Genomic DNA, 26,731 nt, shown 5'->3' with positions numbered 1-26,731 from the left:
ACGGGCATGGCACCCCATCAGATGATGGCTGAAGGTGACCCCTGTGGAACCGAGCCCTCCGAACAGCGTGTTTGCATGTGCTGATGATCATCGACACACAGGACACAGCCGCGCCGCGGACGTACGTGGACCGCATTCTGGAGCACTGGTACGAGGACGAGGGCGCCGAGGCGCTCGTCCAAGGGACGCAGCGGCTGACCAGAGGGGAGGCCCGGCAGCGGCTGTTCCGACTGGGGCACGCGCTGCGTGGGCAGGGGCTCGGGCCCGGCGACGGAGTGGGACTGTTCCTGGCGAACCGCGTGGACTCCGTCCTGGTACAGCTCGCGGTCCACCTCATCGGCTGCCGCGTCGTGTTCCTGCCGCCCGAGCCGGGACCAGGTGAACTCGCCGCGCTGGTCGAGCAGTCCCGGGCCCGCGCCGTGGTCACCGATCCGCTCTTCGCGGTACGGGCCGCCGACGCGGCGGGCCGCAGCGTCCACGCCCCCGTCCTGCTCAGCCTCGGCCCCTGCGACCAGCACTGCCCCGACCTGCTGTCCCTGGCGGCCGAGTGCCCCACGACGCGCCCCGAGGGCGTGCCCGCCCCCGGCCCGGACGAGGCCGTCACCGTCCTCTACACCGGCGGCACCCTGGGCCGCCCCAAGCTCGCCGCCCACAGCCACCGGCTCTACGACACGCTGGTGGACCTCGTGGACGACGGCCCGGAGGACTCCCGCCCCGCGTTCTTCCCGGCCATGGACCCGGCCACGGACCGGGTGCTCACGGCCACGCTGCTCACGCACGGCAGCGGCCATCTCACCTCGATCCAGGCGCTGGTGACGGGGTCCGCCCTCGTCGTGCTGCCCGAGTTCGAGGCGGGCGCGGCCCTCGCGGCGCTGCGCGAGGAGCGGATCACCACCACCATGTTCGTACCGCCGATGCTGTACGCGCTGCTCGACCACCCCGAGTGCGTGCCGGGCGTCCTTCCGGCGCTGCGGCGGATCGTCGTCGGCGGCGCGGCCTCGTCGCCCAGCCGACTGCGGCAGACGGTCGAGGTCTTCGGGCCGGTGCTCAGCCAGGGCTACGGGCAGTCGGAGGCGCTCGGCATCGCCGCGTTCGGCGCGGAGGAACTCGCCACCGAGGGGGCCCGGCGGCCCGAGCTCTGGCGCAGCTGCGGTCGTGCGATAGCCGACACCGAGATCGAGATCCGCGGTGAGGACAGCGCGGCGGCGCTGCCCGTCCGGGAGGTCGGTGAGGTGTGTGTCCGGGGCGAGACGGTGATGCTCGGCTACTACGAGGACCCGACGCGCACCGCGGAGGTCCTGCACGACGGCTGGCTGCGCACCGGGGACATCGGCTACCTCGACGCCGACGGCTACCTCTATCTCGTCGACCGGGCCAAGGACATCATCGTCACCGGCAGCACCAGCGACAACGTCTACTCCAGGGTCCTGGAGGACTTCCTGCTCACGCTGCCCGGCGTACGCAACGCGGCGGCGCTCGGCGTTCCGGACGAGGAGTTCGGGGAGGCCGTGCAGATCTTCCTGGCCACGGCCGCGGGCGCGGACGTCGTCCCGGAGACCGTCGGCGCGGCGGTGACCGCCGAGTTGGGGGAGCTGTACACGCCCCGCGGGACGGTGCTCCTCGACGAGCTGCCGACGACCAAGGTCGGCAAGGTGGACAAGAAGGCGCTGCGGGCCGCGTGGACGAGCGGGGCGTTGGGCACGCCGTAGGCCATGTCGTGGTCGCGGCGCGCACGTCGTCGTTGAGCCCGTCCAGCCCACCACCGGGCCTTTTCCAGCCCCACCGGGCCTTTTCAGCCCCACCAGACCCTTTCAGCCCCACCGGGCCCTTCCGGAACTGCGGTTGACTGCCCGAGCGTCTCGTTCCCGGGACGCATGAGCGGAATGGGGCAGATGGGGATGGAGTCGTTCGCGGAGCTGCTGGGGGAGTTGAAGGAGCGGTCCGGGCTCAGTTTCGGAGTGCTTGCCAAGCGGCTTCACATCAGCGCGTCGACGTTGCACCGGTACTGCAACGGGGATGCCGTGCCCACCGAGTTCGCGCTGGTGGAGCGGTTGGCCCGGATCTGCGGGGCGACGCCGCAGGAGCTGGTGGAGGTCCATCGGCGGTGGGTCCTGGCGGACGAGTACCGGGGGCGGAAACCGGAGCCCACGGCGTCGGCCGCTCCCGTGTCCGACCCCACGGAAGGCCCCCGGCCCGCGAACCCCCGCCTGCCCGCCGACTTCAGCACCCCGGTGCCCGGCCCGGAGACCGAGTCCCCGGCGCGCAGACGGCGCACCCTCGTCCTCGCGGCCACCGTCGCCGCAGTCGTCGCCATAGGCTCCGTCGCGCTCGCCATGAACGGCAGCCGGGACGACAGCGGCGACGGCGACAAGCACCAGCGGATCGCCGGTCCCACGGCCCCGCCGGACCTGAGCCCCTCGCCGTCCGGACGACCGGGAAAGAGCGCCGACAAGGACAAGCCCCACGGCGAGGACAAGTCCCACGGGCCGGACGGGGCCGAGGGCGAGGAAAGGCCCCAGGGCAAGGGCAGGCCCGCTGGGACGGGCAAGAAGGGCGCGCCCTCCGCCCCGTCGCCCCGGAAAGGGAGCCAGGCCCCCGGTGCCTCCCGGGGCGACGGCAAGGGCCCCTCGTCCGAGGGCCCGCGGGGCGTGGCCCCCGAGGACGCCCTGACGGCGCGCACCAGGCCGTACGCCTACGAATACGAAGACGACTGCGTGGAGAGCTTCCTGGTGAACCGCCCGCCGGACAAGGTGCCGGGGTCGCCCGCGTGGCAGGACGTGCCCGCCTGGGTGGGCGAACTCGGTGCCGTCTCGGCCCGTGAGCAGTTCGTCGAGGTCACCGTGCAGGGCACGGACAAGGATCCGGTCGTCGTGAAGGACATGAACGTCCGCGTGCGGTCCACCGGTGAGCCGCTGCCCTGGAACAACTTCCTGATCGGGAACGGCTGCGGCGAGACCGTGGAGACCAAGTACTTCTCCGTCGACCTGGACGACGCGAAGCCGCGCCTCACACCGATGGCGGGCCAGGACGGCTTCCCGTACCGGGTCAGCGAGAGCGACCCCCTGGTCTTCTACGTCTCGGCCCGGGCCGAGAACCACGACGTCCGCTGGTACTTGGACGTGGAGTGGTCCAAGGGCGACCGGCACGGGACGCTCCGGATCGACGACCAGGGCAAGCCGTTCCGCACCAGTGGCGCGAAGGGGCGCCCCACGTACCAGTGGGGCGGTGCGGACGAGTGGCTGAGGGACACACGGGGGGCCGGGGGCGTTCCGTAGGCCGGCCGACGGCCTGTTGCCGAGCCACCGGGGTGCCCGAGTAGGGTCGGAGGCCGCGTGACGGCTGACGGCTGCGTCCTGGCCTCCCTGCCCCCGCGGGGGCAGATGTCGTACGGGCCCCTCCCGGCCCCACCCGGGAAGGGCGCGGGCATGCGCGCGCACGGAGGGCTCCGTGCGCGCCGGGCACCGGGATGCGGCTTCTGACGTCTCACGGGCAGTACCGCGGGCCCTCGGGTCCGTACCCCCCCCACATACAAAGAGTCGCGCGTGCGCGGCCGCAGATCAGGAGCACCAGTGCAGGGCAACCCCCACATAGCCAGCACACCGCACGACGGGCGATCGTCGCCCGTACCCCCTGCGCGCGGGGCGCGGCCCACGGGCCGCGACATGACACCGCGCGTGCCGTACGAGGCGATGGCGCCTCATGTGCCGCCGGTGGCGCCGCGTCCCCGTGCCGCCGACCCGGAACTCCCCGTGTTCATCGACGAGTCGGGCTGGCGCCGACGGGCCCTGCAGGGTGTCGCGGTGGTCGTGAGCTGCGCCTGCGTCGGGTATCTGGTGTTCGTCGGCACGCTGATGACCGGACTGCTGCGGCCCGTCGGCACAGAGCCGCCGAGCACGAACGGGCCGGTGCCAGCCGGTCCGGACAGCGGGGAGCGGGCGCAGGGCCCCGACGCACCGGGGCGGACCGATGCCGACCGCCCGCGGGCAGGGGACCACCGCCCGCAGTCCGACGCCCACGCCGAGGCAGGGGCCCACGCGGACCGCGACCACCACCGCCGCCCGTCCACCGGCAGATCCGTCCCACCCCCGGCCGGAGGCCCGAGGCAGTGAGGCGCGGTGCCGCTGTCCGCCGCCCGCCGCGCGGACACTGGCTCGTGCTCCTCCTCGTCCTCCTGGTGGTCGCCGTCACCCTCCTCTTCGAAGGCTGGACGACCCACCAGGTCGACGCCGCGCGCACCAAACCGCCGTGCACCCGCCCGATCCCCCGCGAAGCGGACGACGGGCAGCCGCTGCTGCGGTTCGGCCCGAAGGGCGTGAGCACCACGGGCATGCCGCCGGGAACCGTCGCGCTCACCTTCGACGGCGGGCCCGACCCGGTGTGGACGCCGCGCCTGCTCGACCTGCTGCGCAGGCACCAGGCGCGGGCGACCTTCTTCGTCTACGGGAAGGACGCGGCCCGGCACCCGAAGCTGATGCGGCGGATCCTCTACGAGGGCCACGAGGTCGGCTCGTACACCTACAGCGGCGGCGACCTCGGCGTCGCGTCGCCGCTGCGCGCCCGCCTCGAACTGTCCCTCACCCAGACCGCTCTCGCGGGCGCGGCCGGTGTCAACACCACCCTGCTGCGGCTGCCGCACACCACGGCCGCGGACACGCTCTGCGGCCCCCAGTGGCCGGCCGCGAAGCGCGCGGCGGAGCAGGGGTACCTGGTGGTCGCCTCGGACCACAAGGCCCGGAAGCCGTGGCGGGGCCTCGTGTCGCAGCACAGCCAGACCGACCTGGGCTACCGCGAGGCGCAGGACCTGCTGCGGGACCGCAGGGTGAAGCGGTTCACCACCATCAGCGGCGGGCTCGGGCGGCCGTCCTTCGTCGCCGGGGTCCCGGTCGCCGACGAGGTCGAGGGCGCGGGTCTGATCTGGTCGAAGAAGCTCGGGCAGGCCTTCCTCACCGTGATGGTGTGGACGCTGACCCTCGCGGGCACGCTCGGCGTCCTGCGGATGCTCCTGTTCGCGGTGTTCGCCCGGCTCCACGTGCGCAGGCTGCACCGGTACCGGCCCGGCGCGCCGCGTCTGCGCGAGGTCAGGGACCCGGTGACGGTCCTGGTGCCCGCGTACAACGAAGAGGCCGGAATCGCCTCCACGGTGTACTCGCTGCTCGCCTCCACCCACCCGCACTTCCAGATCATCGTGATCGACGACGGCTCGACCGACGCGACCGCCGACATCGCCGAGTCCATCGCCGACGCCGACCCGCGCGTGACGGTGATCCGGCAGCCCAACGGAGGCAAGCCCAGCGCCCTCAACACCGGCCTGGCGCACGCCCGCCACGACATCGTCGTCATGGTCGACGCGGACACCGTCTTCGAACCCGAGGCGCTGGCCCGGCTCGTCCAGCCGCTCGCCCACCCGGCGGTCGGCGCGGTCAGCGGCAACACCAAGGTCGGCAACCGGCGCAGCCTCATGGGCAAGTGGCAGCACCTGGAGTACGTGCTCGGCTTCAACCTCGACCGGCGGATGTTCGAGGTCCTGGAGTGCATGCCGACGGTGCCCGGGGCGATCGGCGCCTTCCGCAGGGACGCGCTGATGGGCGTCGGCGGCGTCAGCGACGAGACCCTCGCCGAGGACACCGACCTCACGATGGCGCTCTGGCGCGCCGGCTGGCGCGTCGTCTACGAGCAGTCGGCGGTCGCTTGGACCGAAGTGCCGGGCACCCTGCGGCAGTTGTGGCGCCAGCGCTACCGCTGGTGCTACGGCACCCTCCAGTCGATGTGGAAGCACCGGCGCGCGGTGGTGGAGGTCGGCCCCGCCGGACGCTTCGGCCGCCGGGTGATGCTCTACGTCACGCTGTTCCAGATCGTCCTGCCGCTGTGCGCGCCGGTCGTCGACATGTTCGCGCTGTTCGGGGCGCTGTTCCGGGACCCCGTGGAGGCCGCCCTCGTCTGGTTCGGGTTCCTGTCCGTCCAGCTGGTCACCGCCGCGTACGCGCTGCGGCTCGACCGGGAACGGCTGCGGGTGCTGTGGGTCCTGCCGCTCCAGCAGTTCGTCTACCGGCAGTTGATGTACCTCGTGGTCATCCACTCCGTGACCACGGCGCTGCTCGGCACCCGGCTGAAGTGGCACAGCATGAAGCGCGCCGGGACCGCCGACCCGTATCTGCTCGAAGCGCCGTCCGAAGAGACACGGCCGAGCCTGCAAGGGAGCTGACCATGACGGACCCGCTCGACCCGCGGGCCGGGCACGCCCCGCCCGCGGGGGACCCCGGCTCCCCGGAGGGCCTCGGCTCCCCGGAGGACCCCGCCGCGCCCGACCCGATCGAGAGCCCCGCCCGGCCCGACCCGATCGGGCGCTTCACCGACCGCCCCAGCTCCCGATACGGGCCCCGGCGCGCCCACGCCCGGCAGCCGAAGAAGAAGCGCCGGAGGCTGCGCCGCGCGGTGCTCGCTCTCCTCGCCCTGGTGCTCGTCGCCGTGGGCGGGGCGTACGGATGGGCCGAGACCCGGCTCCAGCGCGAGGTCGACCTCGGCGCGTACGGGGACCGGCCGCCGCCCGGCGAGGGCACCAACTACCTGATCGTGGGCTCCGACAGCCGCGACGGGCTCTCCGAGGGGGACGTGCAGGACCTGCACGCGGGCGGGGGCGGCGGGCGGCGCACCGACTCGATGATGCTGCTCCACACCGGGGCCCACGGCACCAGCATGGTCAGCCTGCCGCGCGACTCCTGGGTCACCGTGCCCGGCCGCCTCGACACGCTCACCGGCAAGACGAAGCGCCCCGAGGGCGACAAGCTGAACGCCGCCTTCGCCTACGGCGGCCCCGAACTCCTGGTCCACACCGTCGAGAAGAACACCGGCCTGCGCATCGACCACTACGCCGAGATCGGCTTCGCCGGGTTCGTGAACATCGTCGACGCCATCGGAGGCGTACGGATGTGTCTGGACCGGGACATCAAGGACAAGAAGTCGGGTGCCGACCTGCGCAAGGGCTGCCAGACCCTGGACGGCCGGCAGGCGCTCGCCTTCGTCCGCCAGCGGCACCAGGAGCGGGAGGGCGACCTGGGCCGCTCCAAGAACCAGCAGAAGTTCCTGTCGACCCTCGCCCACCAGGCAGCCCGCCCCGGCACGCTCTTCGACCCGACGGAGATCGGCCCCGCCCTGCGGGCCGGGCTCGACACCCTCATCGTCGACAAGGACATGAGCCTGCGCGACCTCGCCACGATGTTCCGCGCCGTACAGGGCGTCGCGGGCGGACGGGGCAAGCAGATCAACGTCCCCGTCTCCGGCATCGGCGTCCCCACCCCCAAGGGCAACGTACTGAAGTGGGACGCCAAGCGCTCCGCCCGCCTCTTCGCCGACCTGCGACATGACCGGCCGGTCACGGAGACGGGGGAGACGTCCCGCGAGCGCCGTCGAGCAGCCGCCCGCCCACAGCGCTGACCCGCGCACCGTCCGCCTGCCATCGGCCTCACGATTCGAGGGGGTACGTCGTCGTACTGCATGGGACCGCGGCCGTCAGCTCGCAACGGCCCCGTTCGATGCAGGAGGTACTCATGAGGATTGTTGTGGCAGGCGCCGGGTACGCCGGGACGTTGGCGGCGAACCGGCTGGCGAAGAAGCTGCCGGAGGCGGAGGTCGTCGTGGTCAACCCGCGGGCGGACTTCGTCGAACGGGTGCGGTTGCACCAGCACGTCGCCGGCACCGCGAAGGTCGCGACCCCGCTCGTGGAGATGCTGCGTGACGGCGTCGAGGCGCGGCTGGCAGCGGTGGAGAAGATCGGGGACGGCGGTGTGGCCCTGGACAGCGGGGAGTTCGTCGACTTCGACCATCTGGTCCTGGCGGTGGGGTCCACGGTCTCGCCGCTGCCGGGCACGATCCCGGTGGGGACGTGGGAGGGCGCGGAGTACGCCCGCGCCGCGCTGGCGCAGCTTCCCCCGGGCGCCACGGTGACGGTCATCGGTACCGGCGCGACCGGGATCGAGACGGCCGCCGAGATCGCCGACGGGCGGCCCGACCTGGGCCTGCGGCTCGTGGGGAACCGGCTCGCGGCCGGCTTCTCCGACGGCGCCCGGCGACGCGTGCGCGCCGGACTCGAACGGCTGAAGGTGTCGGTGATCGAGGACACCGTGACGCAAGTGCTGCGCGACCAGGGGGAGGAGGGCGCCGACAGGCTGCGGCTCAGGTCGGCGGGGCCGGGCGGGGACGTCCGTTCCGATCTGACCCTGTGGGGCGTCCTCGGCGGCGTTCCCGATCTGGCCGGGCGCAGCGGCCTCGAGGTCGACGAGCGCGGCCGCGCCGTCGTCGACGAGCATCTGCGCAGTGTGAGCGACCCGCGGATCTTCGTCGTGGGCGACTGCGCGGCCGTCCCCGGTTCCCGGGCCGCCTGCCAGACCGCGGGCCCGCAGGGCGCGCACGCCGCCGACACGCTGGTCAGGATGGTCAAGGGGCGGGGGCTCAAGCCGTACTCCATGGGGTACTTCGGCACGGGGCTCACCCTCGGTCGTCGCGACGGCGTGATCCAGCTGTCCCGGCGCGACGACACCGCGCGGCGGCAGTATCTCGCGGGCCGTCCCGCGGTCGTGGTCAAGGAAGGCGCGACCTCGGGAGCCAAGTACGGGTCCCGCACCGCCACCATCGCCTGGCTGCGGGGACCGAAGTGAGGGGCCGGGTACTCGTGGTCGGGCTCGGCATCGCGGGCATCGCCACCGCCGTGCGGCTGCGGCAGACGGGTTGGGATCCGGTCGTGGTCGAGCGGGCTCCCGCCCGGCGCTCGGGCGGGTACTACATCGCGCTGTTCGGCTCGGGAGTCGCCTCGGCGCGGCGGCTCGGCGCGCTGGAGCGAATCGGTGACCGGGGCGGCCCGCAGATCGCCCTGTACGACGTCGACCGCGGCGGCAACCGCCGCCCCCGGGTCAACCTGGGATCCCTGGAGGGCGGTCCTCGGCCGCTGCTGCGCGGCGACGTGGAACAAGGGCTGTTCGCGGCGCTGCCGGAGGACGTGGAGATCCGCTACGCCACGGTGCCCACCCGTATCGACCAGGACGAGTCCGGCGTACGGGTCCCGCTGCGCGACACGGTGGCCGACACCACCGTCGACGAGCGCTTCGACCTGGTCGTGGGCGCGGACGGCATGCGTTCCACGGTGCGGGAGCTGGTCTTCGGCCCCCGGCGCTTCCTGCGCCCGACGAACTACATGATCGGCGTCACCCTCCTGGACGGGCCGGTCGACGGATTCGGCCCGTCCGAGGGCCTGATCCTGGCCGAGCCGGGACGCTCGGTCTGGGCCTTCCCCTTCGCCGACCGGGCACCGAGCCTGCTGTTCTCGTACCGCACGCATGACGTCGACGCCGAGTTCCGTCGTCCACCGGTCGAGTCCGTCCGCGCCGCCTTCGGCCCCGAGCCGACAGGTCCGCTCCTCGAAGGCCTGCTGGCCCGCTACGAGCAGGCTCCTGACGCCCTGTTCGACTCGGTGCAGCAGGTGAGGATGGACAGTTGGCACCGCGGCCGGGTCGTCCTCGTCGGTGACGCGGCCTGGTGCATGACGCTGTACTCGGGCATGGGGGTGTCCGGCGGCATGGCCGGTGGAGAACTGCTCGGCACCATGCTCGAGCGCCACCAGGGCGACGTGTCCGGTGCGCTGCGGGCCTGGGAGGCGCGCATGCGGCCGTTCATCCGCGCCCAGCAGGACAGCGCACTGGTCTCCGGGCGGCGGATGTTCACCCCGCTGGACCGCAAAGAGCTGATCGTGCGGGCCGGGATCAGTCGGCTGATGCGCGTGCCCGGCCTCGGCAAGGCGTTCTGCAGGAGACTGCTCGACAGCAAGGACATGCGGGCCAAGAACACCGATGTCGCCGCACCCTGGGCGTAGGCGAGGCCCGAACGACGCCACGCGGCGGCCGTGGGGGCATCGGGCCCGGGCGGATCGCTTCGCCGCTACGGCACCAGGAAATCCCGCAGGTCCACCACTCCATAACCCGCCGCCCCGATCGCGTCGAGGATCCGCGGCAGCGCCTGGGCGTCGAGCACGACCCCGCCGCTGCTGCTGCCCACGTGCATCTGGATGATCGCGCCGGGTGCGAGGGCGGCGACGGCCCGCCCGACGACCCGCTCCACGGTCATGCCGCGGCCCGGGCCGAGATAGCCGTTGGTGTCCGTGGTGAACTCGATCGCCGCGTACCCGAGGGCGTTGACGTCGGCGACCGAGGCGGTCGTGGTGGAGCTGTAGGGGAAGCGGAAGAAGGGCAGCGGCTCGGTCCCCGACGCGGCCCGGATCGCCGCGTCGGCGCGGCGCACCTCCCGCGCGCGTGCGGCGGTGCTCAGGCCGTCGAAGTACGGGTGGCTGTGGGAGTGGTTGCCGAGGCCGTGCTCGGCGCCCATGGCCCGCACCGCCGAGGGGTGGGTCTCGGCGTACCTCCCGGTCGGGAAGAACGTGGCCGCCAGGCGTCGGCGCCGCAGCTCGGCCAGGACGACGTCGACGCCGCTCTCGTCCCACGCCGCGTTGAAGGTCAGCGCCACCACTGCGCGTGCCGTGGGCAGTCGGCGGATCTCCCGGCCCAGCAGTGAGGCGGGAGGGCGGGGGCGGGCCGCAGTGGCGCGTGCCGTCGCGCCGGGCGTGAGGGCCGCGGTGGTCAACAGGCCCGCCAGGACGGCTCGTCGTGTGGGGTTCATGGGTCGTGAGTCTGCGCGGGCGGGGCCTGTCGCTCCTGTCCGCCATGCCGCGCAACCGGGTGGTCCCGGCCGGCCGCCTGGCGGGGCGGCGCCGGGGATGACCGTGATGTCCCGCCACCAGGACGCCTCGACGCGGCACCACTGCCGGGAAGTTGGATGAGGGCGGGGGAGGGCGGACCCGCGGGGGTGGCGGACGCCGCCGGGTGGGTCCGTGCCTGACCGTGCCGCGGCTTCTTTGCCCTCTCCGTACCTCCTGCGCGCGCTCCCGTCGCCACGGGGTGCTCTTGCCTGGACACGGGGTGCTGCCGGTCCGTTGACTTCTGGTCCGGGAGCGGACGTCCACCGCTCGTCGTCCCCGACCACACCGGAGCCATGACCACACCCATCGGCAGCCCGCTGCCCCACATGCGCGCCTACGTCCTCGGCCCCTGGCTGACGCCGCTTCCGACGGGCGTCGTCGGTGAGTTGTACGTCGCCGGGCAGCTGGCCCGCGGCTACCTCGGCCAAGCGGCCCTGACCGCCCAGCGGTTCGTCGCCGACCCGTTCGGCCCGCCCGGATCCCGTCTGTACCGCACCGGGGACCTCGCCCGCTGGAACGACGACGGGCGCCTGGAGTACGCGGGCCGCGCCGACACCCAGACCAAGATCCGCGGCTTCCGCGTCGAACCCGGCGAGGTCGAAGCCGTCCTCACCGCCCACCCCGACGTCCAGCAGGCAGCCGTCATCACCCGGGACACGCCAGCCGGGAAGCAGCTCGTGGCCTACGTGACGGGCGCGGGCGTCGACGTCGGGGCCCTGCGCGCGTACGCGTTCGGCAAGCTGCCCGACTTCATGGTCCCTTCGGCCGTCACGGCCCTGGACCGGATCCCGCTGGCCCCCAACGGCAAGCTGGACCGTGCCGCCCTGCCCGCCCCGGACCTCGCCGTCGGCGCGGCGGCGTACCGGGCCCCGCGCACCGCGCACGAGGGGACGCTGTGCGCCCTGTTCGCGGAGGTCCTTGGCGTGGCACGGGTCGGCGTCGACGACGACTTCTTCGCCCTGGGCGGCCACTCGCTGCTCAGCGTGCGCCTGCTCGCGCGCGTGGACGCCGAGTTCGGCGTGCGCGTCGCGCTGCGGGACTTCCTCGGCGGGCCACGGCCGGGCGACCTCGCCCGGACCGTCGCGAACACGGCGGCGGGCCACCCGGCGGCCGCCCCCGCCGTGGTGCCGTGCTCGGAGGCGCGGCTCGCCCCGGGCCTGTGCTTCCCGGACGCCGGAGGCTTCGGCGCGCCCCCGCGGCAGGTGCTGCTCACCGGAGCCACGGGCTTCGTCGGCGCCTTCCTGCTGCGCGAGCTGCGCACCCGGACCGACGCGGAGGTGCACTGCCTGGTGCGCGCGGAGTCGGAGCGGGCGGCCCGCACCCGTCTGCACGCCGTCCTGCGCTCCTACGGCATCGACCCGGACATCGGCTCCGGGCGCGTGCACATCGTGCTCGGCGACCTCGCGCGCGAGGGCCTCGGCGTCGACACCGACCACTGGGCGCGGCTGCGGGCCGAGGTCGACACGATCGTCCACGCGGGCGCGTACGTACACCACTTGTCGTCGTACGAGCGGCTGAAGGCGGCGAACGTGGCGGGCACCCGGACCCTGCTGCACCTCGCGGCCGAGGGCAGGCCCAAGCGCTTCCACCACGTCTCCACGCTGGGAGTCTTCGGAGCCGCGGCCGTTCCTCGGCTGCTCACCGAGGACTCCCCGGTCGCGCGGGCCCGGCACACGTCCGCCGACGGCTACGGGGCGAGCAAGTGGGTGGCCGACGTGATGGTGCAGGACGCCGTCGCCCGCGGGGCGTCCGCCCGCGTGTACCGGCTCGGCCGGATCTGGGCCGAGTCGGAGCGGGGCGCCATCAACACGGACGACATGTTCTGCCGCCTCCTGGCCAGCTGCGCCGCCCTGGGCTGCCATCCGCAGGACGCGGCGCTGCGGGCCGAGCTGCTGCCCGTCGACGTCGCCGCCCGCGCCCTGGTGGCCCTCGCCCGCACCGCCGAAGGGCCGGACCCCGCCGTGGTGCACCATCTGCACCACCCCCGGCAGACCAGCGTGGGCGCGTTCCTGCGGGTGCTCGACGAGCGGCGGGGCGGCCGGTCGGAGCCGGTGGGGCTCGGCGTGTGGCTGCGCCGCCTCAGGCAGGCGGGCGAGGCCGGGCGCGAGCTGCCGTTCCTGCCGTACCTGGACGTGTTCCGGCAGTTCGAGGACGGCCTCGGGGACACGGCGGACCTGCCGTGCGACACCTGGCGCAACGAGCGGACGCTGCGCGCCCTGGAGCGGATCGGCGTGACCTTCCCCGAGGTCGACACCCGGATGATCCAGGACTTCTGGCGGCACTTGGAGGGGGCCGGGGAGATCGTCTGAGGGGTCGCGACCCGGTGGGAGCGGCGGCCTCCGCTCCGCTTCGGTGCAGGGGTTTCTGGCGCGGACTCGCGGGTCGTTTGGCCGATAGGCATACCTGTATGACTCGTTGGAGTGACAGCGTCGCGGGATCGGTTTTCTGGTTTCCGGGGCGGGCATCCCGTGGAGCGGCACGCTGTCGACGCGCGACTCGGCCCACGCGGTTCGGCATCCGGCGCCAAGAGGCTCGCCAGGGGGTGGCTGGATGCGTACGGGGGACAGGCGCCGGTTTCGGCAGGATCCACTGGAATATCTCGAGGACCTCCGTCGGCAGAGCACGACGGGCCTGATTCCGCTGCCCGGGGGCGGCTGGTGCGTCAGCGACGCGGAGCTGGCACAAACGTTGCTGCGCGGCCCCGAGTACAACACGGGCAGGTCGGGCTTCTTCGGCGAACTCCTGCCCACCCGCGGCGCACAGATCGAGGTCGGCCACGCGGTCCGCGACCTGATGCGGTCCGGCGTGCCGCACTACCGCGCCGCCCTGACCGGGGCGGTGGCCGCGCTCCCGGCCGTCGGCCGCTGGCCCGACACCGGTACGCGACTGGTCCACCGAGGCCTGGAAGACCTGCTGCTGCACCCCGAAACCCCCATTCGTACGCGGAAGTTGATGCGCAAGGCCGCCCTCGGGGGCGTGGCGGTCCGCGCGCCGCACGTGTGGCAGCGGGCCCGGGCGGAGGTCCTTCGTCCCAAGCTGGTCGCCGCCCTGACCGAGGAAGCGGGGCGCCGCAGGAAGGAGTGCGGCGGCCAACCGCGGGACGTGCTGGACGCGGTGCTCGGCGCGTGCCCTCCTGGCGAGACGGACTACCGGACCGTGGCCGAGCTGCATCTGATGATGTTCCGGGCGGTCATGGCTCCGCTCAGCGCCTCCCTCGCCTGGTCGGTGCTGCTGGCCTGCCTGCGCCACGAGGCGGCCTCGCCCTGGCCGTGGCCCGCCGACGCCGTCGTGCGCGAGGCGCTCAGGCACCGCCCGATGGCCTGGATGCTCGGCCGCGTCCTGCCGCACGCCGTCAAGCTCGGCGACACCGCCTTCGAAGCGGGCGACCTCGTGTCCGTCAGCCCGCACCTGCTGCACCACGACGTCCACCACTGGAGCGACCCGGACACGTTCCGGCCCGAGCGCTGGGCCGAAGCGGACGCGCGGCACGGTCCCTACATCCCGTTCGGCGCGGGCCCCTTCACCTGTGCGGGCGCGGCGGTGGCGCACACGCTGATCACCGAGTCGCTGACCGCCCTGTCCCGCGACGCCCACCTGACCGTCACGGGCGGCGACACCCGCCCGGCCATGGCCGAGGGCAACGTCCCCCGGCCGTTCACGCTCCGCCGCACGCTCAAGCCACCTGTCGCAGACGACACCGGACACGACACAGGAGGGAGGTGAACAGCAATGGCCGCGATGCGTCGCATCTTCACCAACCAGCCGGCTCGCCGCTGGTACTGGTACTGACCTTGACAGTGCCACCACCGGCCCGGACGTCGCCCAGACGTCCGGGCCACCCGGGCGCCGCCCACGCCCGTCCGCTCAGCCGCGCAGACACCACTCGACGAACACCGCGACACTGGGGTCCACGCGCCCCCGCTCGTCCGCCACCGCCGCCGTGCAGAAGAAACGGACCTCGCCGAACTCCAGGTCCATCGCCTTCACCAGGTTCCGCAGCCCCAACTGCTTGCGCAGCCACTCCCGGGTGGCGTCGCTGTCGTCCGGGCGGTCCGGCAGGAGGGCGGGCTGCCCCGCCAGCAGATCCCTCTTGCTGACGGCGACGGCGAGCCGTGCCTTGTCGAGACGGGTGCCCATCGTGCGGACCGTCTGCACCGAGCGCGAGAACACGTCCTCCGGGTCGACCGTCGAGGCCAGCGTGCGGTCCACCTTCGGGTGCTCCGGGGCGAGACGGGTCCAGAACGCGTCGACGGCCATCGGGTCGAGGACGAAGACGAAGGTGCGGGCCTCGCGGACGTAGCGCAGCGCGTCGGTCTCCTCCCGGTTGACGAACCGCTCGCCGGCCGTGTCGAAGACGTGCACCAGGCGCTCGGCGCGGCCACCTCCGAGCACGAACGAATGCGCTCGGGGCAGCGTCTTCTGCGTGGGACGGGTGTGGCCCTGGATCTCCAGGACCTCGTTCAGTACCTGCTGGTTGGCGGTCGACTCGGGGTCGGCGAGCCGGACCGCGGGGCCGCCGTTCGCCGCCGCGTCCTCCAGCGACTTCACCATCGCCGCCATCAGCTGCGTCTTGCCCGCGGCCCGGCCGCCGACCAGCGGCAGGATCAGCTCGGGCATGTGCCCGGCGTCCGGGTTCATCGGCTTGCCGCAGTTCTCGTGCACGCACGTGCCGTCGAGGCGGGCGTCCCGGCTCATGAGCAGCAGCAGGGTCGGCATCCGGTGGCCGCAGGCGCACCGGCGCCGGAAGAGGCCGAAGGTGCCCGGACGGATGTCCGTGTGCCGACGCCGACAGGTCGGGCTCGGGCAGTCGTACGCCGGGTGCGGGACCCGTTCGAAACAGCTCGGGCACAGCATCCCCCGGGGCAGCCCGCGCAGGCTCATCACCGCGCGGTCGGTGCCCCGCAGGGCGAGCGCGAGCAGCCGTGCCCCGACGGTGAGCAGGCCCACGCCGAGGGCCTGGGCGGCGAAGAGCACCCCCCACAGCGGCAGTGTGACGGCGGCGCCGAGAGCGAGGCCCAGATAGAGGGTCAGACCGTACGGGATCGAGACCGCCCGGTGCGTCGTCGGCGCGGTGAACTGGTGGTCGGTCACCCGGCGGTAGGCGTCGTTGACCGAGCGGACGTACAACCGGCGCCCCTGCGTGAGGAGTTGGCGCAGGTCGCGGACGGCCGGACCGAAGAAGTAGTTGCGGTGGGCCAGTTCGTCGGCGGGCCGGTACGGCGGGATCGTCACGAACGCGGGGGTGCGCAGGCGCAGCACGCCGTGGAGCAACTGGACGTAGCGCCACAGGAGTTCACTGACCAGGGCGGCCCCGCGCAGGACCGCGATCAGGGGGGCGACGAACAGATAGAGCAGGAGCAGGACCAGATAGAGCGCGGGGACGACGATGAAGGTCAGGATCTCGGACATCGCGCGCTCACCCCTCTTCCGGTCGGGGGGCGTCCGTGGAGCGCCGCTGGGTGAGCTTGCGGCTCCACTTCTTCACGCGGCCCAGACGGTTCGCCGCGTACTCCTGATAGGTGTCCGCGAGCCGTGTGTCGTAGGGGCGGACCGCACGGGCGAGGCGGTCCAGCTCGTCGGGCGGCCAGTGCATGGCCAGGTGCAGGCGCAGCGCCCGGATGATCTCCAGCTGCGCGTGCGGCAGCCCGACCCGTGCGTCGTTGATCGCGACCACCCCGGTGACATGACTGAACAGCACCCCGTCGGGTCGCCCCGAGGCCAGCACGGCCGCCTGCACGGCGCGCAGATAGGCGTCGGCCAGGGGGAAGCCGAACTCCCCGATGTCCGTGCGCAGCCGCGCCGGGTCGGCGGGCAGCGGCAGCATGGCGGGGACCAGGCGGTGGCGCTTCAGGGCCAGGGGCGCCGCCCAGACCTCGATCTGCGGGATCCGGAACGCGCGGGCGAGCGCGGTGGCCTCGGCGGCCTCGCGCAGGGCCACGTCCAACCGCAGGGTGACGTGCACGCACTCCCGGGTGACGGGCCGCAGCCAGTCGAGGCGGCCGGGCGCGGAGAGCGTCTCGCACAGCACCAGACAGGCTTGGAGATCCCCCTCGTCCCGGATCTTCTGCTTCACCGCGCGGTCGAACCACTCGCCGACCGCCTCGGTCACCGGCTCGTCCTTCGGCAGCCGGCGGGCGATCTCGATGGCCTCCTCGTGCGTCCACGTCGGCGACGGCTGCGGCCACATCCTGCGCAGCAGCGCGGCGTCCGGTGACGCCTCGGCACGTACCGCCAGGGTCCGGAAGAGCAGCTCGATCGTGCGGTCGGGCTGCCGCTCGGCCTGCGCCGCCCAGTAGTGCTCGAGAAGCTGCCGCTGCCCACCGAGGTCACGCTCGACCAACAAGGCGGCGGGGAACTGGGTGAACAGCTGCTCCTGGCCGCCCCGCTCCTCCAGGGCCTCCCGCACCGCCGTGGCCAGCGCGGCCCTGAACTCCGGTACGGCGTTCACGAGACGGCCGACCTCCTCGCGCAGCCCCGGGCCGGCGTCACCGGAGCCGAGCAGGGCGCGGGCCAGGTCCAGGCTCTGCGCCGCGAGCAGCTCCGGCGCCGGATCGAGCCGCGCGCCCACCGCCCACAGCAGCAGCCGGACCCGCTGACGGCTGGTGGTGGCCTCGCCGAGCAGCCGCTGCCACAGGGCCGTGGCCCGCCGCTGCTCGGTGGGGCGGGTGATCGGCACCGGGCCCGGCGCGTTCTCCACGCCGGTCATGTAGGCGCGGATCCGGGACTGGTGGAGCTTGCCCTCCAGCTCCTGGTGCAGCGCCGCGTCGCCGCCCGCCTCGGCGGCCGCGCTCAGCAGCGCGAGCTGGTCGTCGGCCAGGTCCCGGTGCCGGTGGTGGATGTCCGCCGCCACCGCCGCCCGGCGCGGCCCCAGATGAGCCGCGCCCGGCAGCCAGTCGACGACCGCGCGCACGTCGGCGTCGGTCAGCTCGATGCCGCCCGCCGCCGCGGCCGCCGCCACCGGGGCGTGCCAGTCGCCGAGCTCCCGCTCCTGGCCGTCCGTGTACTCGGCCGTCCAGGACCACACGGAGCGGATCGAGCCGACGCCGATCCGGGTGAGGAGCCGGATCAGATGGTGGGTGGGCACCACGTCGGGGAAGCGGCCCGCGCGGAAGTCGAAGACGGTGTACGACTCCTCGTCGTCGGGGCCGAAGTCGGGGTGCGCCTCGGGCACCGTGCCGATCAGGTGCAGTCGGCTGCGGGTGGGCCGCAGGAGGTAGGTGGCGAAGGTGAGGGTGCGGGCCAGCGGGGGCGGCAGGAGGTAGGAGACGGCCGCGAACCAGTGGGCGATCCGGTCCGTGGTCTCGTCGATCACGACGACCGAGCCGTCCTCCGCGAGCGCCGCGAACACCGCCGCGAGCAGGGCGGGGAGTTGCCCGGCGCCCGGGTGCCCGCGCAGGAACGCGTGCGCCGAGCGCGGGGACAGCGGGCCGCGGGGCAGGGGCGCGGGCAGCTCCGGGATCTCGGTGGTGTCGGCGACGCGGGTGGTCCACACCGGGGACTCCCACAGCTCGATGGCGAGCGGCCCGCCGCCGTCCCGTACGCCTTCGCGCTCGGTGTGCAGGGCGTGGGCGAAGTAGTTGCCGAAGCGGCGCGCCGAGTCCCGGCCGACGTACCGCACGCACAGCGTGGTGGCGCCGCCCTGGCGGTCCCGGGTGTGGCACAGGTTCACCGGGCAGCGGGCAAGGAGCTCCGGGGCGTCCGACTCCAGCAGGGAGCGCGGCGGTTCGTACCCGGCGAGGCCCTCCACCCGGTGCCGGGTCTCGGCCGAGACCTGCTCGCTGACCGCGTTGAACTGGAAGCCGGACGAACCGCTGAGGCCGTGCTCGCAGGAGGTGTAGTAGAGCTGCTGGAAGCCGCTCATCCGCGGCCCGCCCTCGGCACCGATCCGAACTCGCTCAGCAGCCACAGGAGCGGGTCCGCGACCCGGTAGGGCTGGATGCCGGTGGCCGCGACGCGGGCCTCGGGCGTGGCGCTGCGGCCGAGGGCGGAGACACCGAAGTAGCGGTAGCGGGCGAAGGTGTTCTCCAGGGACTGGTCGATGGGCACGCCGTCCCACTCCTTGAGCAGCTGGCGCACCTCCTCGTGGACGCTGAGGCTGTCGCCGACGTCGAAGCGGCCGCGCGCGGGCGCGTGCGAGCGCAGCGGGCTGCCGTTCTCCATCAGGTGCCAGAAGGCGTCCATCTTGGAGAACACCACCGCGATCGGGGTGTCGATCTTCGCCGCCTTGCCGCCCCGGGCGGCGAGCAGCATGCCGCTCACCCGGCTCAGTACGTTGATCGGCGGATCGATGCCGTCGGTGCCGGGCAGGGCCGTGCCGGGCGCCGCGTTGTCCCGGGCGCCCGGCATCTGCAGCGGGTCGAGCAGCAGGATGATGCCGTCGGCGTTCGTCAGGTAGCGGGTGTTCAGCTCCACGCTCTCGCGGCTGTTGAAGTCCTCGCCCGCCGTGTCGAAGAACGACAGGACGCTGTGCTGCGGCCGCTCCCGGAACAGCACCTTGCGGCGCAGGCCGAACCTGAACACCAGCGGATCCACGCGGTTGGCGTTGGTCGTCGCGGTCTGGGTGGGCGGGAACATCTGCCGGTCGCGGTAGAGCCGGTCCTCGTACTCCGAGCTGTAGCGGCGCATGGTCGTGTCGTCCAGGCCCATCAGCGAGGCTCCGTAGGCCTCGCCGACCTGGTGGCGCATCTCGTGCAGGAGCACGGTCATGTAGATCGTCTTGCCGGAGGAGCGCGCGCCCACCATCGCGATCAGCCGGTTGTCCACCATCCCGAACTGCACCGGCAGTTCGACGTGGCAGACCGGGCAGACGCGGTAGGCCGTCTCGCCGTCGCAGTCCGGGCACACCGCCGTCGACTTGCGGCCGTCGGCGGCGAAGTCCGGGCCCACGTCGTGGCTCGGGCGCCTGCCGAAGCGTTCGTCGAGCACCGGGTCGCGGCGGCGCTGGCACTGCTTGCGGGTGCGGCTGAGCCGGCTGTTGCAGCGGAACCGGATCTCACGCGGGGAGAACGTCTCGTAGCAGTAGGGGCAGGTCAGTCGTTTGGCCATTCAGGTCACTCGCAGCCGGTGCAGCGCCGTGGGGCGGAGGTCGATGTCGGAGTCGGGGGCGTCCGCCGGGAAGCAGACGAGCCAGGAGGGGCCCCGGGTGGCGGGGAAGGGGAACTTCACGACGAGCGGGGCACCGGAGTGCAGGCGCTGGGCGGGGACCTCGTGCAGGACGGTGCCCTCGGCCGTGCTGGTGGGGCGGTAGCGGCCGAGGCCGTGGACGACGCGGACCACGGGGAGGTCGCAGCCGGTGCGGGTGGTGAAGGTGACGGTCGCGACGCGGGTGCCGTTGAGGCGGCGGCGCAGGGTGGGTTCGTACTCGACGATGGGCGGTTCGGCCGGGATGCGCAGGGAGGAGGCGCCCTCGGTGTCGACGGCGGGGTCGGGGACCAGGGCCTCGACGGTGAGGGTGACGGCGCCCCGGCCCAGGCGGAGGTCCAGGCCGCCGTCGTGTTCGTAGACCCGGCGCTGACAGCGGATGTCGCCCTCACGGGGGCCTTCGCCGCCCGCGGTCACGTCCTCACGGCGCCAGCGGACCCGGGCGGTCAGGGCGGCGTCGGGCCAGGCCCAGAGGACGAGGAGGTGGTCGTCGCGGCGGATGGCCTGGAGTTGGGGTACGGGAACGGAACGCTGGCGGGGCGCCTCCGGGGACGGGTGCGGTTGGGGTCGGGGGTGCGTTTCGGCTTCTGAGTCTGGGGTTGGGTCCCGTTCGGGGGTGGTTGTGGGTGGTGGTTCGCTGCGGGGTGGTGGGGGTTGTTCGCGCAGTTCCTCGCGCCCCTGAGGGGTGGTTTCTGTTCGTGGTTCGCCGCGGGGCGGTGGGGGTTGGTCGCGCAGTTCCCCGCGCCCCTCGGGGGTGGATTCCGTTGGTGGATTGCTGTGCGGCGGTGGGGGTTGGTCGCGCAGCTTCTCGTGCCCCTGCGGGGCGTTCGCGGGTGGGGCGCTCTTTGGGTCGGGGTCTTCCGGTGGCGTGGGCCAGGCTCCCGGTTCCGGGTCCTCCAGGGGAGGGGGGAAGGCGGTGCTCGTCGGTGCGGGGCCGGTGGCGATGCGCAGAAGGCCGAACTCGTCGAGGAGCAACAGGCCCTGTACGACGGCCAGTTCGGGGGTACGGCAACGGATCATCAGGCCCTGCGCGGCGGGCAGGTTCTCGATGTCCGTGCGGCGGGCGGGCGTGGCGTACAGGTCGCCGGAGAGCAGGACGGCGTCCGGAGCCGAATCCGCCAGCTCCCGGGACAGCGCCGCCAGTGCGTGGTCGTGGGCCAGTTGTTCCGTGCGCGTGCTGACGACGCGCACCGTCAGGTCCGGGGTGATGGCGAGGACCGTGAGGTCCACCTCGGCCGCCGTCTGGTCGGCCACCAGGACCGTGCGGTGCACGCCCTCGGCTATCGCGCCGTAGTGCAGGGCCGCCGCGACCGGCTCCGGGACGATCCTGCCGACGCGCAGACCGATGTCCTCGGCGGCGCGCCGCAGCCGGGCCCCGGCCTGGCGGTCCGCGGACGCGGGCAGCGCGAGCGCCGCCTCCTCGTCGATGGCTCCGGCGCCGAGTGCGGCAAGGGCGGCGGCGGGGTCGGCGACCGGGTCCGTGCCGGACAGGTCCGTCACTGTCACGGTGGGGCGGCCGTCCGGGTCGAGTCGGCCGACGCGGGCGACGCGGTGGCCGATGGCGATGCCGAGCATGTGGTCAGCCGTTCCCTTCCTCGGTCCTGCCCCACGACCCGTCGGCCCCGGGCGGTGGCTCCTCGGCCCTGACCCACGGCGTGCCGTCGGCGTCGACGCCGAGCCGGATCCGGCTGCCCGGGGTCGGACGGCGGGCCAGGAAGTGGGTGACGACGGCGGCCCGCAGCCGCTCCAGTTCGTTGCGGATCTGACGGCCGCCGTACGCCTGGTGCTCCGGATCGCTCATCCGCTCGGTGATCCAGGGGTGCAGGCTGTCCGGGTCGGCGACGAGCTCGACCTGGTGGCGCTCGCGGACGGACTCGGTGAGCTGGCCGAGCAGCCGGTCGGCGATCTTCACGATGTGCTCGCGGCGCAGCATGTCGAAGACGACCACGCCCGGCTTGAGGCGGCCGTAGATCTCCGGTCGCCCGATCGCCCGGAACTTCTCCTCCACGGCCCGCGTGAAGTGCGTCTCCAGGGCCGCGTACGGCACGTCCTCGTCGCCGTCGGCCAGCAGGTCCTGGACCGCGTCCGCGCCCGTGTTGGAGGTGAAGATGATCAGGCACTGGGAGAAGTACGCGGTCTGGCCGCGGCCGTCGGTGAGGCGGCCGTCCTCCAGGATCTGGAGGAACTTGTCCAGGACCCGCGGGTGCGCCTTCTCGATCTCGTCGAAGAGAAGCACGCTGAACGGCCGTTCCTGGACGCGCCGGGTCAGCTCGCCGCCCTGCTCGTGGCCGATGTAGCCGGGCGGCGCGCCCGCGAGCCGCTCCGCCGCGTGTTCCTGCTGGTACTCGCTCATGTCGAAGCGGGCGTACGCGCTCTGGTCGCCGAACATCAACTCGGCGACGGCCTTGGCCAGTTCGGTCTTGCCGACGCCGGTCGGGCCGACGAAGAAGAAGGCGCCGCGGGGGCGGGCGTTGCCGGAGCCGCCGAAGTCCACGCCCACATAGGCCGACCGGAGCGCGGCGGCCACCGCGTCGACGGCCGTGGACTGGCCGACCACCCGGTCGCCCAGGACGTCGGCCGCACGGGCGACGGTGTCCCGGTCGAGCTGGGTCCAGGGGTCGACGCTCACGTTGAGCCGGTGCAGTTCCAAGAGCTTGTCCGGTTTCTGGAGGGGGGCCTCGCGCAGCCACGAGGTCCGGGCGAGCGCGTCGATGTCCCAGCCGCGCATGCCGTCGGTCGCGCCGACCAGGGCTTCGAGGTCGTGCCGGGTGGCGTCCGTGGCGCCGTTGAAGTCGCCGCGCAGCCAGGACAGCCACAGGCGGCGCTCGCTCGGGTCCGGCGGGCCGACGTGCAGGGTGGCGATCCGGGGATCCTCCAGGTGGAACCAGCCGGGCAGCCGGCCGACGTCGCCCACCGCGCACAGGACGGCGTTGCGGGCGTGCGGGCGGCGTCCCGCCAGGGCCGAGTGCGGGGGCACGGCGTCCGTCATCGCGGCGCGCAGCCGGAGGTAACCGGCGTTCGACTCGGGCTGGCCGGGCGGAAGATGGTGGTCGACGTCCTGGAAGACGAAGGCCGTGGCGGCGTCGGGGGACGCGGCGAGCCGGTGTGCGACGGCGACGGCGTCGTCGAAGGCGCGGGGCGGGGCGGCCTGGCGCGGGGCGAGCAGGCTCGACCGGTCCCGGCGGCGTTCGGCGCCGCGCCGGGTGCGCGCGTCGGGCTGTGGACGGCCGTCGTCGGGGGTACGTGAGTCGACCTGCGGCCGGTCGTCTTCGAGGGGGCCCGATTCGGCCCGTGTCCGGCCGTCGTCGGGGGTGCCCGGTTCGGCCCACGGCCGATCGCCTTCAGGCGCGCGGGAGTCGGCCCGCCGATCGGACCCGGGCGCGGCAGGTCCCTCGCTCCTCGCGGCGCCCCCCGGCCGGTTCGCCGCCAGCTGCGCGAAGCGCTCCGCGTGGCCCGGCAGCGGGAAGGTGAGCCCGGCCACCGGGTCCCACCAGCCCACCACGTCGGCGCCGCGCACTTCAAGGACCCCGGCGACCAGCTCACGGAAGGAGGCGGGCCGGTCCTCGAACCACCAGCGGTCCCGGATCTGCCCGCTGATGACCACCTGACGTCCGCGCCGCAGCTCCCAGCCGAGCGACACCGCCCACAGGGGCATCATGCCGTCGGCGGTCACGGGCCCCGAACCGCCGTCGTCCTTGGTGAAGTCGAACGCGCTCACGGAGCCGTCCACCTCCAGCCGGTTTCCCGGGGCAGCGGTTTGGCGCGTCGGCCCGGCGGTTTGCCGTCCCAGGTGAGCTCGCCCGGCACGAAGCCGTCGTCGCCGCCCAGCGCCTCGTGCACCCGCTCCAGGAGCGCCTCGGTGGTGTCGCACACCGCCTCGTCGCGCGGGGCGTGCAGCGTCACGTCCGGCTCGCCCTCCACGCGGTAGACGAGGACAGGCGTGCCGTCGTGCTCGACGCCGACCGTCGTCTCGTACGTCGCCCCGGTCGGCCGCGTGAAGTGCAGCCGGAAGCTGCCGCCCTCGTCCTCGCCGCCCTCGAAGGCGAACCCCTCGCCTGTCATGGCGTCCCGGAGCGCCGCCACCAGGTCCCGGCTCCGCTGGTAGGCCAGCTCCAGCTCGTCCAGGCGGCGCTCGGCGTCGGGGAGCCGGTGTTCCAGGTCGGAGACGGCCGTCAGGGCCTCCGTCGCCGAGCGCGCGGCGAGGGCCTCGGTGGCCGCGCGCAGGGCGTCACCGATCTCGTCGGCGAGCCCGGGGTCGCCGAGTTCGGCGGCGGTGTCGACGACGCCCCTGGCCGCCGGACGCACGACGTCGAGCCGTTCGGTGGCCTCGGTGAGGGCCAGCTCCAGGGCCGCCGCCGCGGCCTCGGCGCGCTGCCGTTCCGCCGCCTCGCGCTCCTGCTCCTGTTCCTGTTGCAGCGCCTTCCGCTCCTGCTCCGCCCGGGTGTGCCGCTCGGCGGCCGCTCGTGCCTCGGCGACCGTCGCCGCGTGCCGGGCCAGGGCGTGCTCGACCGTGCCGAGCAGGGCGTCGAAGCGGACCCGCCGGTCCGGACCGGCGGCCGCGCGCAGCTGGTCGAGCAGCTCCGCGCACCGCCGGTGCCCGTCCGCGTCGAGGGCGGCGCCGTCCGGGCCGGTCGCGGTGAACCCGCGCTCCAGGTCGGCGAGGACGGCGGCGGGGTCGCCCGCAGGGCCGTCGGCGGCTGCCGGGCGCAGGCTCACGACCCGGCCGCGCAGGCGCTCCACCGCGTCCCCGAGCTGCTCACCGCGCGCGACCCGGCCCCGCAGCTCGGCCAACTGACCCTCCAGGGAGCTGACATCGGACCGCGCCCCGGACCGCTGGGCTTCCTCGATGAGCACCCGCACCTCGTCGAGGCCCCGCTCGTCGGCCCGGTTCTGCTCCGCCCGGGTGCGGGCGAGCCGGGCGTCGCGCTCCGCCTCCCGACGGGTGGCCAACTCGGCGTCCCTGCGCGCGAGCTCGGCGCGGAGGGCCGCCAACTGGGCCCGCTGGGCGGCGCGTTTGCGTTCCTTGGCCCGGCGCTCCTCGGCCCGGCGCCTGCGCTCGGCCGCCTCCCGCTGGGCGTACAGCACGCCGATACGGACGCTGCTGTACTTCGGTGATCCGCTCATCGTTCCCTCCGTGCCTCGGTGTGCAGCACGAACCCCCGTGCCGCGAGCCGGTCCTCAAGTCTTCTCCGGAATCCGGGGCTCGGCGGCACTCCGGCCCAGGAGAGCGATCCGCCCGGCTCCACGGACAGTTCGACCCCGGCGGTCGTGTCCGGCTCGGCCAGGCTCCGGGCATAGCGGTCGGTGAGCGGGATCAGCCGCTGGTTGTCCGAGCCGCGCCAGCGCAGACTGCCGTGCCGCGCGGCGACGTAGGGTCCGTCGACCAGCAGGTCGAGCCGCTCCAGGAGGGCGAGCCCGTCCGGTCCGCCGCGCCGCAGAGCCTCGTGCCGGAACCCGGAGTACGCCATCGCGCCGAAGTCGGGTCGCCGCTCCCGCACCGCGTCGAGCAGCTCGGCCAGCGCCCCGGCCTGACTGAACGGCTCACCGCCGGAGAACGTGACGCCCTCGATGCCATCCAACTGGCAGAGCCAGTCCGCGAGTTCGGTGACCGTCCGGCTGGTGCCGCCCTCGAAGGGCAGGGTCTCCGCGGCCACGCAGCCCCGGCAGCGCAGCGGGCAGCCCTGCACCCAGACGACCGCGCGGACGCCGGGGCCGAGGACCGTGCAGCGGTCCAGTGTCCGGGCGACGGATATCAGGGTCCCCTCGCGCGAGCTGGGCCGTGGGTGGGGGAGGGCCGTCATGCTTCCTCCTGCGGCTCGTCGGGGTAGCTGTCGGAACCCTGCTCGGCCTGGTCGCACCACGGGCACCACGGGCGTTCCACGGTGTGGATGTGGCGGGGGTTGAGCGCGCAGACACGCAGGCGGCCGGGGGCCAGTTCGGCCGCGAGCGCCTCGGCCCACGCGGTTGCCGCCGGGCGGCGGGCCGCGTCCGTGAAGGCTCTGCGGAACAGCTCCGCGAGCCGTCGCGGCAGCAGGTCGGCGGGCGGCACGGAGCGGGGCAGCAGCACCGACGTGCGGTCCACGATCCGGCAGCGGCCGTGGAGGACGTTGTCGTCGTACGACCGGTAGTCGCCGCCGTCCGCCGGGTGACCGGCGAACGGGTGCAGCCCGGCGAGGAGCAGTTGGTGCACCAGGACGGCCAGGGCGAAGTCGTCGGACGCGGTGTCGGGCGGCTTGCCGGTGGCCGCGCCGAGCCGCTCGGGGGCCGTGTAGCCGGGGGTGCGCATCCGGCCGGGGAACAGCTCGCGGCCGTCCGTGAACTGCCAGGAGTCGACGTCCGCCATGCCGACACGGCCGCTCTCGCCGACCCACAGGTTGTCGGGCTTGAGGTCGCCCACCACATAGCCCTCGACGTGCAGTTCGCCGAGGAGCCGGGCGAGGGCGACGGCGGCGCGCAGTGCGGTCGCCCAGGTCGCCAGGGGCAGGAAGGCCCGCCGGGCGGAGACGCTGAGGAGGTGGCTGAACGGCTGGTAGGCGTGCCGCATGTCGGGCATCACATAGCCGTCGACGCGGTCCGTGGCGGCGCCCTCCGCCGTGCGGACCGGGACCAACGGCCAGGCGAGCCGGACGGGGGTGCCGGAGAGCAGGCCGACGGTGCGCGGTTCGCGGCGCTGGCACACCAGGCGGGCCACGCGGCGCCGGTAGGCCTCGGGGTCCGGCGGGTCCGGGACGAGCTTCGCGACGAGGGGGCGGGCGTCGTCGACTCCGTACACGAACCCCTCCGAGCCGCTGCCGATCTGCTCGGTGAGGCGCCATGTGTGTCCGTGCCCGGACACCACTGTCAGTCCCACGC

18 protein-coding genes are annotated in these 26,731 nt (G+C 73.8%); 9 read left to right on the top strand and 9 right to left on the bottom strand.

The window, feature by feature from the left end:
- Positions 1 to 83 precede the first annotated feature (83 nt).
- From ACFVHO_RS08095 to ACFVHO_RS08065, 7 genes are all read left to right on the top strand, one after another.
- A complete protein-coding gene (locus ACFVHO_RS08095) occupies positions 84 to 1,709 on the top strand; it encodes a class I adenylate-forming enzyme family protein (RefSeq protein WP_385711398.1) in 1,626 nt (541 codons plus the stop codon).
- 165 nt (positions 1,710 to 1,874) lie between these two features.
- The gene (locus ACFVHO_RS08090; RefSeq protein ID WP_385711396.1) at positions 1,875 to 3,275 is read left to right on the top strand and encodes a helix-turn-helix domain-containing protein; all 1,401 of its coding nucleotides are present in this window, start codon (positions 1,875 to 1,877) and stop codon (positions 3,273 to 3,275) included.
- Positions 3,276 to 3,662: 387 nt separating this feature from the next.
- The gene (locus ACFVHO_RS08085) at positions 3,663 to 4,109 is read left to right on the top strand and encodes a hypothetical protein (RefSeq protein WP_385711394.1); all 447 of its coding nucleotides are present in this window, start codon (positions 3,663 to 3,665) and stop codon (positions 4,107 to 4,109) included.
- Positions 4,110 to 4,153: 44 nt separating this feature from the next.
- Positions 4,154 to 6,202, top strand: coding sequence for a bifunctional polysaccharide deacetylase/glycosyltransferase family 2 protein (locus ACFVHO_RS08080; protein ID WP_385711392.1), 2,049 nt, complete (start codon positions 4,154 to 4,156; stop codon positions 6,200 to 6,202).
- A gap of 2 nt (positions 6,203 to 6,204) precedes the next feature.
- Positions 6,205 to 7,431: an LCP family protein gene (locus ACFVHO_RS08075; protein ID WP_385711391.1), complete on the top strand. Its 1,227-nt coding sequence runs from the start codon at positions 6,205 to 6,207 to the stop codon at positions 7,429 to 7,431.
- A gap of 113 nt (positions 7,432 to 7,544) precedes the next feature.
- Entirely contained in the window at positions 7,545 to 8,651 is a 1,107-nt protein-coding gene (locus tag ACFVHO_RS08070) for an NAD(P)/FAD-dependent oxidoreductase (protein ID WP_385711389.1), read from the top strand.
- Positions 8,648 to 9,859, top strand: a complete 1,212-nt coding sequence (locus tag ACFVHO_RS08065; protein ID WP_385711387.1) for an FAD-dependent monooxygenase — start codon at positions 8,648 to 8,650, stop codon at positions 9,857 to 9,859. The genes ACFVHO_RS08070 and ACFVHO_RS08065 overlap by 4 nt, the downstream gene beginning before the upstream one ends.
- Positions 9,860 to 9,924: 65 nt before the next feature.
- Here the strand turns inward: ACFVHO_RS08065 and ACFVHO_RS08060 are convergent, their stop codons facing one another.
- Positions 9,925 to 10,659 (bottom strand): polysaccharide deacetylase family protein, encoded by a 735-nt coding sequence (locus tag ACFVHO_RS08060; RefSeq protein WP_385711385.1) that lies wholly within the window; start codon positions 10,657 to 10,659, stop codon positions 9,925 to 9,927.
- Between the two features lie 372 nt (positions 10,660 to 11,031).
- Between ACFVHO_RS08060 and ACFVHO_RS08055 the strand changes: the two genes are divergently transcribed.
- Positions 11,032 to 13,047: a thioester reductase domain-containing protein gene (locus tag ACFVHO_RS08055; protein ID WP_385711383.1), complete on the top strand. Its 2,016-nt coding sequence runs from the start codon at positions 11,032 to 11,034 to the stop codon at positions 13,045 to 13,047.
- Positions 13,048 to 13,288: 241 nt separating this feature from the next.
- Positions 13,289 to 14,461: a cytochrome P450 gene (locus ACFVHO_RS08050; protein WP_385711381.1), complete on the top strand. Its 1,173-nt coding sequence runs from the start codon at positions 13,289 to 13,291 to the stop codon at positions 14,459 to 14,461.
- A gap of 141 nt (positions 14,462 to 14,602) precedes the next feature.
- On the opposite strand, the gene ACFVHO_RS08045 is transcribed toward ACFVHO_RS08050, so the two are convergent.
- The 8 genes from ACFVHO_RS08045 to ACFVHO_RS08010 are packed head-to-tail and all read right to left on the bottom strand — an operon-like array spanning position 14,603 to position 26,729.
- Complete coding sequence (locus ACFVHO_RS08045; protein ID WP_385711379.1) at positions 14,603 to 16,147, bottom strand: hypothetical protein; 1,545 nt, start codon at positions 16,145 to 16,147, stop codon at positions 14,603 to 14,605.
- A gap of 7 nt (positions 16,148 to 16,154) precedes the next feature.
- Positions 16,155 to 18,599 carry a GTPase-associated protein 1-related protein gene (locus ACFVHO_RS08040; RefSeq protein ID WP_385711377.1) on the bottom strand — a complete coding sequence of 815 codons (2,445 nt, stop codon included), beginning with the start codon at positions 18,597 to 18,599 and terminating at the stop codon, positions 16,155 to 16,157.
- Positions 18,596 to 19,783: a hypothetical protein gene (locus tag ACFVHO_RS08035; RefSeq protein WP_385711375.1), complete on the bottom strand. Its 1,188-nt coding sequence runs from the start codon at positions 19,781 to 19,783 to the stop codon at positions 18,596 to 18,598. The genes ACFVHO_RS08040 and ACFVHO_RS08035 overlap by 4 nt, the downstream gene beginning before the upstream one ends.
- Complete coding sequence (locus ACFVHO_RS08030; protein WP_385711374.1) at positions 19,784 to 21,454, bottom strand: Hsp70 family protein; 1,671 nt, start codon at positions 21,452 to 21,454, stop codon at positions 19,784 to 19,786.
- 4 nt (positions 21,455 to 21,458) lie between these two features.
- Positions 21,459 to 23,597, bottom strand: a complete 2,139-nt coding sequence (locus ACFVHO_RS08025) for an AAA family ATPase (RefSeq protein WP_385711372.1) — start codon at positions 23,595 to 23,597, stop codon at positions 21,459 to 21,461.
- Complete coding sequence (locus ACFVHO_RS08020) at positions 23,594 to 25,003, bottom strand: hypothetical protein (protein ID WP_385711370.1); 1,410 nt, start codon at positions 25,001 to 25,003, stop codon at positions 23,594 to 23,596. Before ACFVHO_RS08020 ends, ACFVHO_RS08025 begins: the two co-directional genes overlap by 4 nt.
- The gene (locus ACFVHO_RS08015; RefSeq protein WP_385711368.1) at positions 25,000 to 25,680 is read right to left on the bottom strand and encodes a 4Fe-4S single cluster domain-containing protein; all 681 of its coding nucleotides are present in this window, start codon (positions 25,678 to 25,680) and stop codon (positions 25,000 to 25,002) included. Before ACFVHO_RS08015 ends, ACFVHO_RS08020 begins: the two co-directional genes overlap by 4 nt.
- A complete protein-coding gene (locus ACFVHO_RS08010; RefSeq protein ID WP_385711367.1) occupies positions 25,677 to 26,729 on the bottom strand; it encodes a hypothetical protein in 1,053 nt (350 codons plus the stop codon). Before ACFVHO_RS08010 ends, ACFVHO_RS08015 begins: the two co-directional genes overlap by 4 nt.
- Positions 26,730 to 26,731 lie beyond the last annotated feature (2 nt).

The sequence above is a fragment of the Streptomyces sp. NPDC127108 genome (assembly GCF_042677545.1).
Taxonomy (GTDB): Bacteria; Actinomycetota; Actinomycetes; order Streptomycetales; family Streptomycetaceae; genus Streptomyces.
The sequence above is the reverse complement of the archived record's forward strand: the minus strand, read 5'-3'. Positions and strand labels throughout refer to the sequence as shown.

What these genes read in the sequence shown, in the direction of transcription:
- ACFVHO_RS08095 (WP_385711398.1), top strand. Translation starts at nt 84, where the DNA reads ATGATCATCGACACACAGGACACAGCCGCGCCGCGGACGTACGTGGAC.
- ACFVHO_RS08090 (WP_385711396.1), top strand. Translation starts at nt 1,875, where the DNA reads ATGAGCGGAATGGGGCAGATGGGGATGGAGTCGTTCGCGGAGCTGCTG.
- ACFVHO_RS08085 (WP_385711394.1), top strand. Translation starts at nt 3,663, where the DNA reads ATGACACCGCGCGTGCCGTACGAGGCGATGGCGCCTCATGTGCCGCCG.
- ACFVHO_RS08075 (WP_385711391.1), top strand. Translation starts at nt 6,205, where the DNA reads ATGACGGACCCGCTCGACCCGCGGGCCGGGCACGCCCCGCCCGCGGGG.
- ACFVHO_RS08070 (WP_385711389.1), top strand. Translation starts at nt 7,545, where the DNA reads ATGAGGATTGTTGTGGCAGGCGCCGGGTACGCCGGGACGTTGGCGGCG.
- ACFVHO_RS08060 (WP_385711385.1), bottom strand. Translation starts at nt 10,659, where the DNA reads ATGAACCCCACACGACGAGCCGTCCTGGCGGGCCTGTTGACCACCGCG.
- ACFVHO_RS08055 (WP_385711383.1), top strand. Translation starts at nt 11,032, where the DNA reads ATGACCACACCCATCGGCAGCCCGCTGCCCCACATGCGCGCCTACGTC.
- ACFVHO_RS08050 (WP_385711381.1), top strand. Translation starts at nt 13,289, where the DNA reads ATGCGTACGGGGGACAGGCGCCGGTTTCGGCAGGATCCACTGGAATAT.
- ACFVHO_RS08045 (WP_385711379.1), bottom strand. Translation starts at nt 16,147, where the DNA reads ATGTCCGAGATCCTGACCTTCATCGTCGTCCCCGCGCTCTATCTGGTC.
- ACFVHO_RS08040 (WP_385711377.1), bottom strand. Translation starts at nt 18,599, where the DNA reads ATGAGCGGCTTCCAGCAGCTCTACTACACCTCCTGCGAGCACGGCCTC.
- ACFVHO_RS08035 (WP_385711375.1), bottom strand. Translation starts at nt 19,783, where the DNA reads ATGGCCAAACGACTGACCTGCCCCTACTGCTACGAGACGTTCTCCCCG.
- ACFVHO_RS08030 (WP_385711374.1), bottom strand. Translation starts at nt 21,454, where the DNA reads ATGCTCGGCATCGCCATCGGCCACCGCGTCGCCCGCGTCGGCCGACTC.
- ACFVHO_RS08020 (WP_385711370.1), bottom strand. Translation starts at nt 25,003, where the DNA reads ATGAGCGGATCACCGAAGTACAGCAGCGTCCGTATCGGCGTGCTGTAC.
- ACFVHO_RS08015 (WP_385711368.1), bottom strand. Translation starts at nt 25,680, where the DNA reads ATGACGGCCCTCCCCCACCCACGGCCCAGCTCGCGCGAGGGGACCCTG.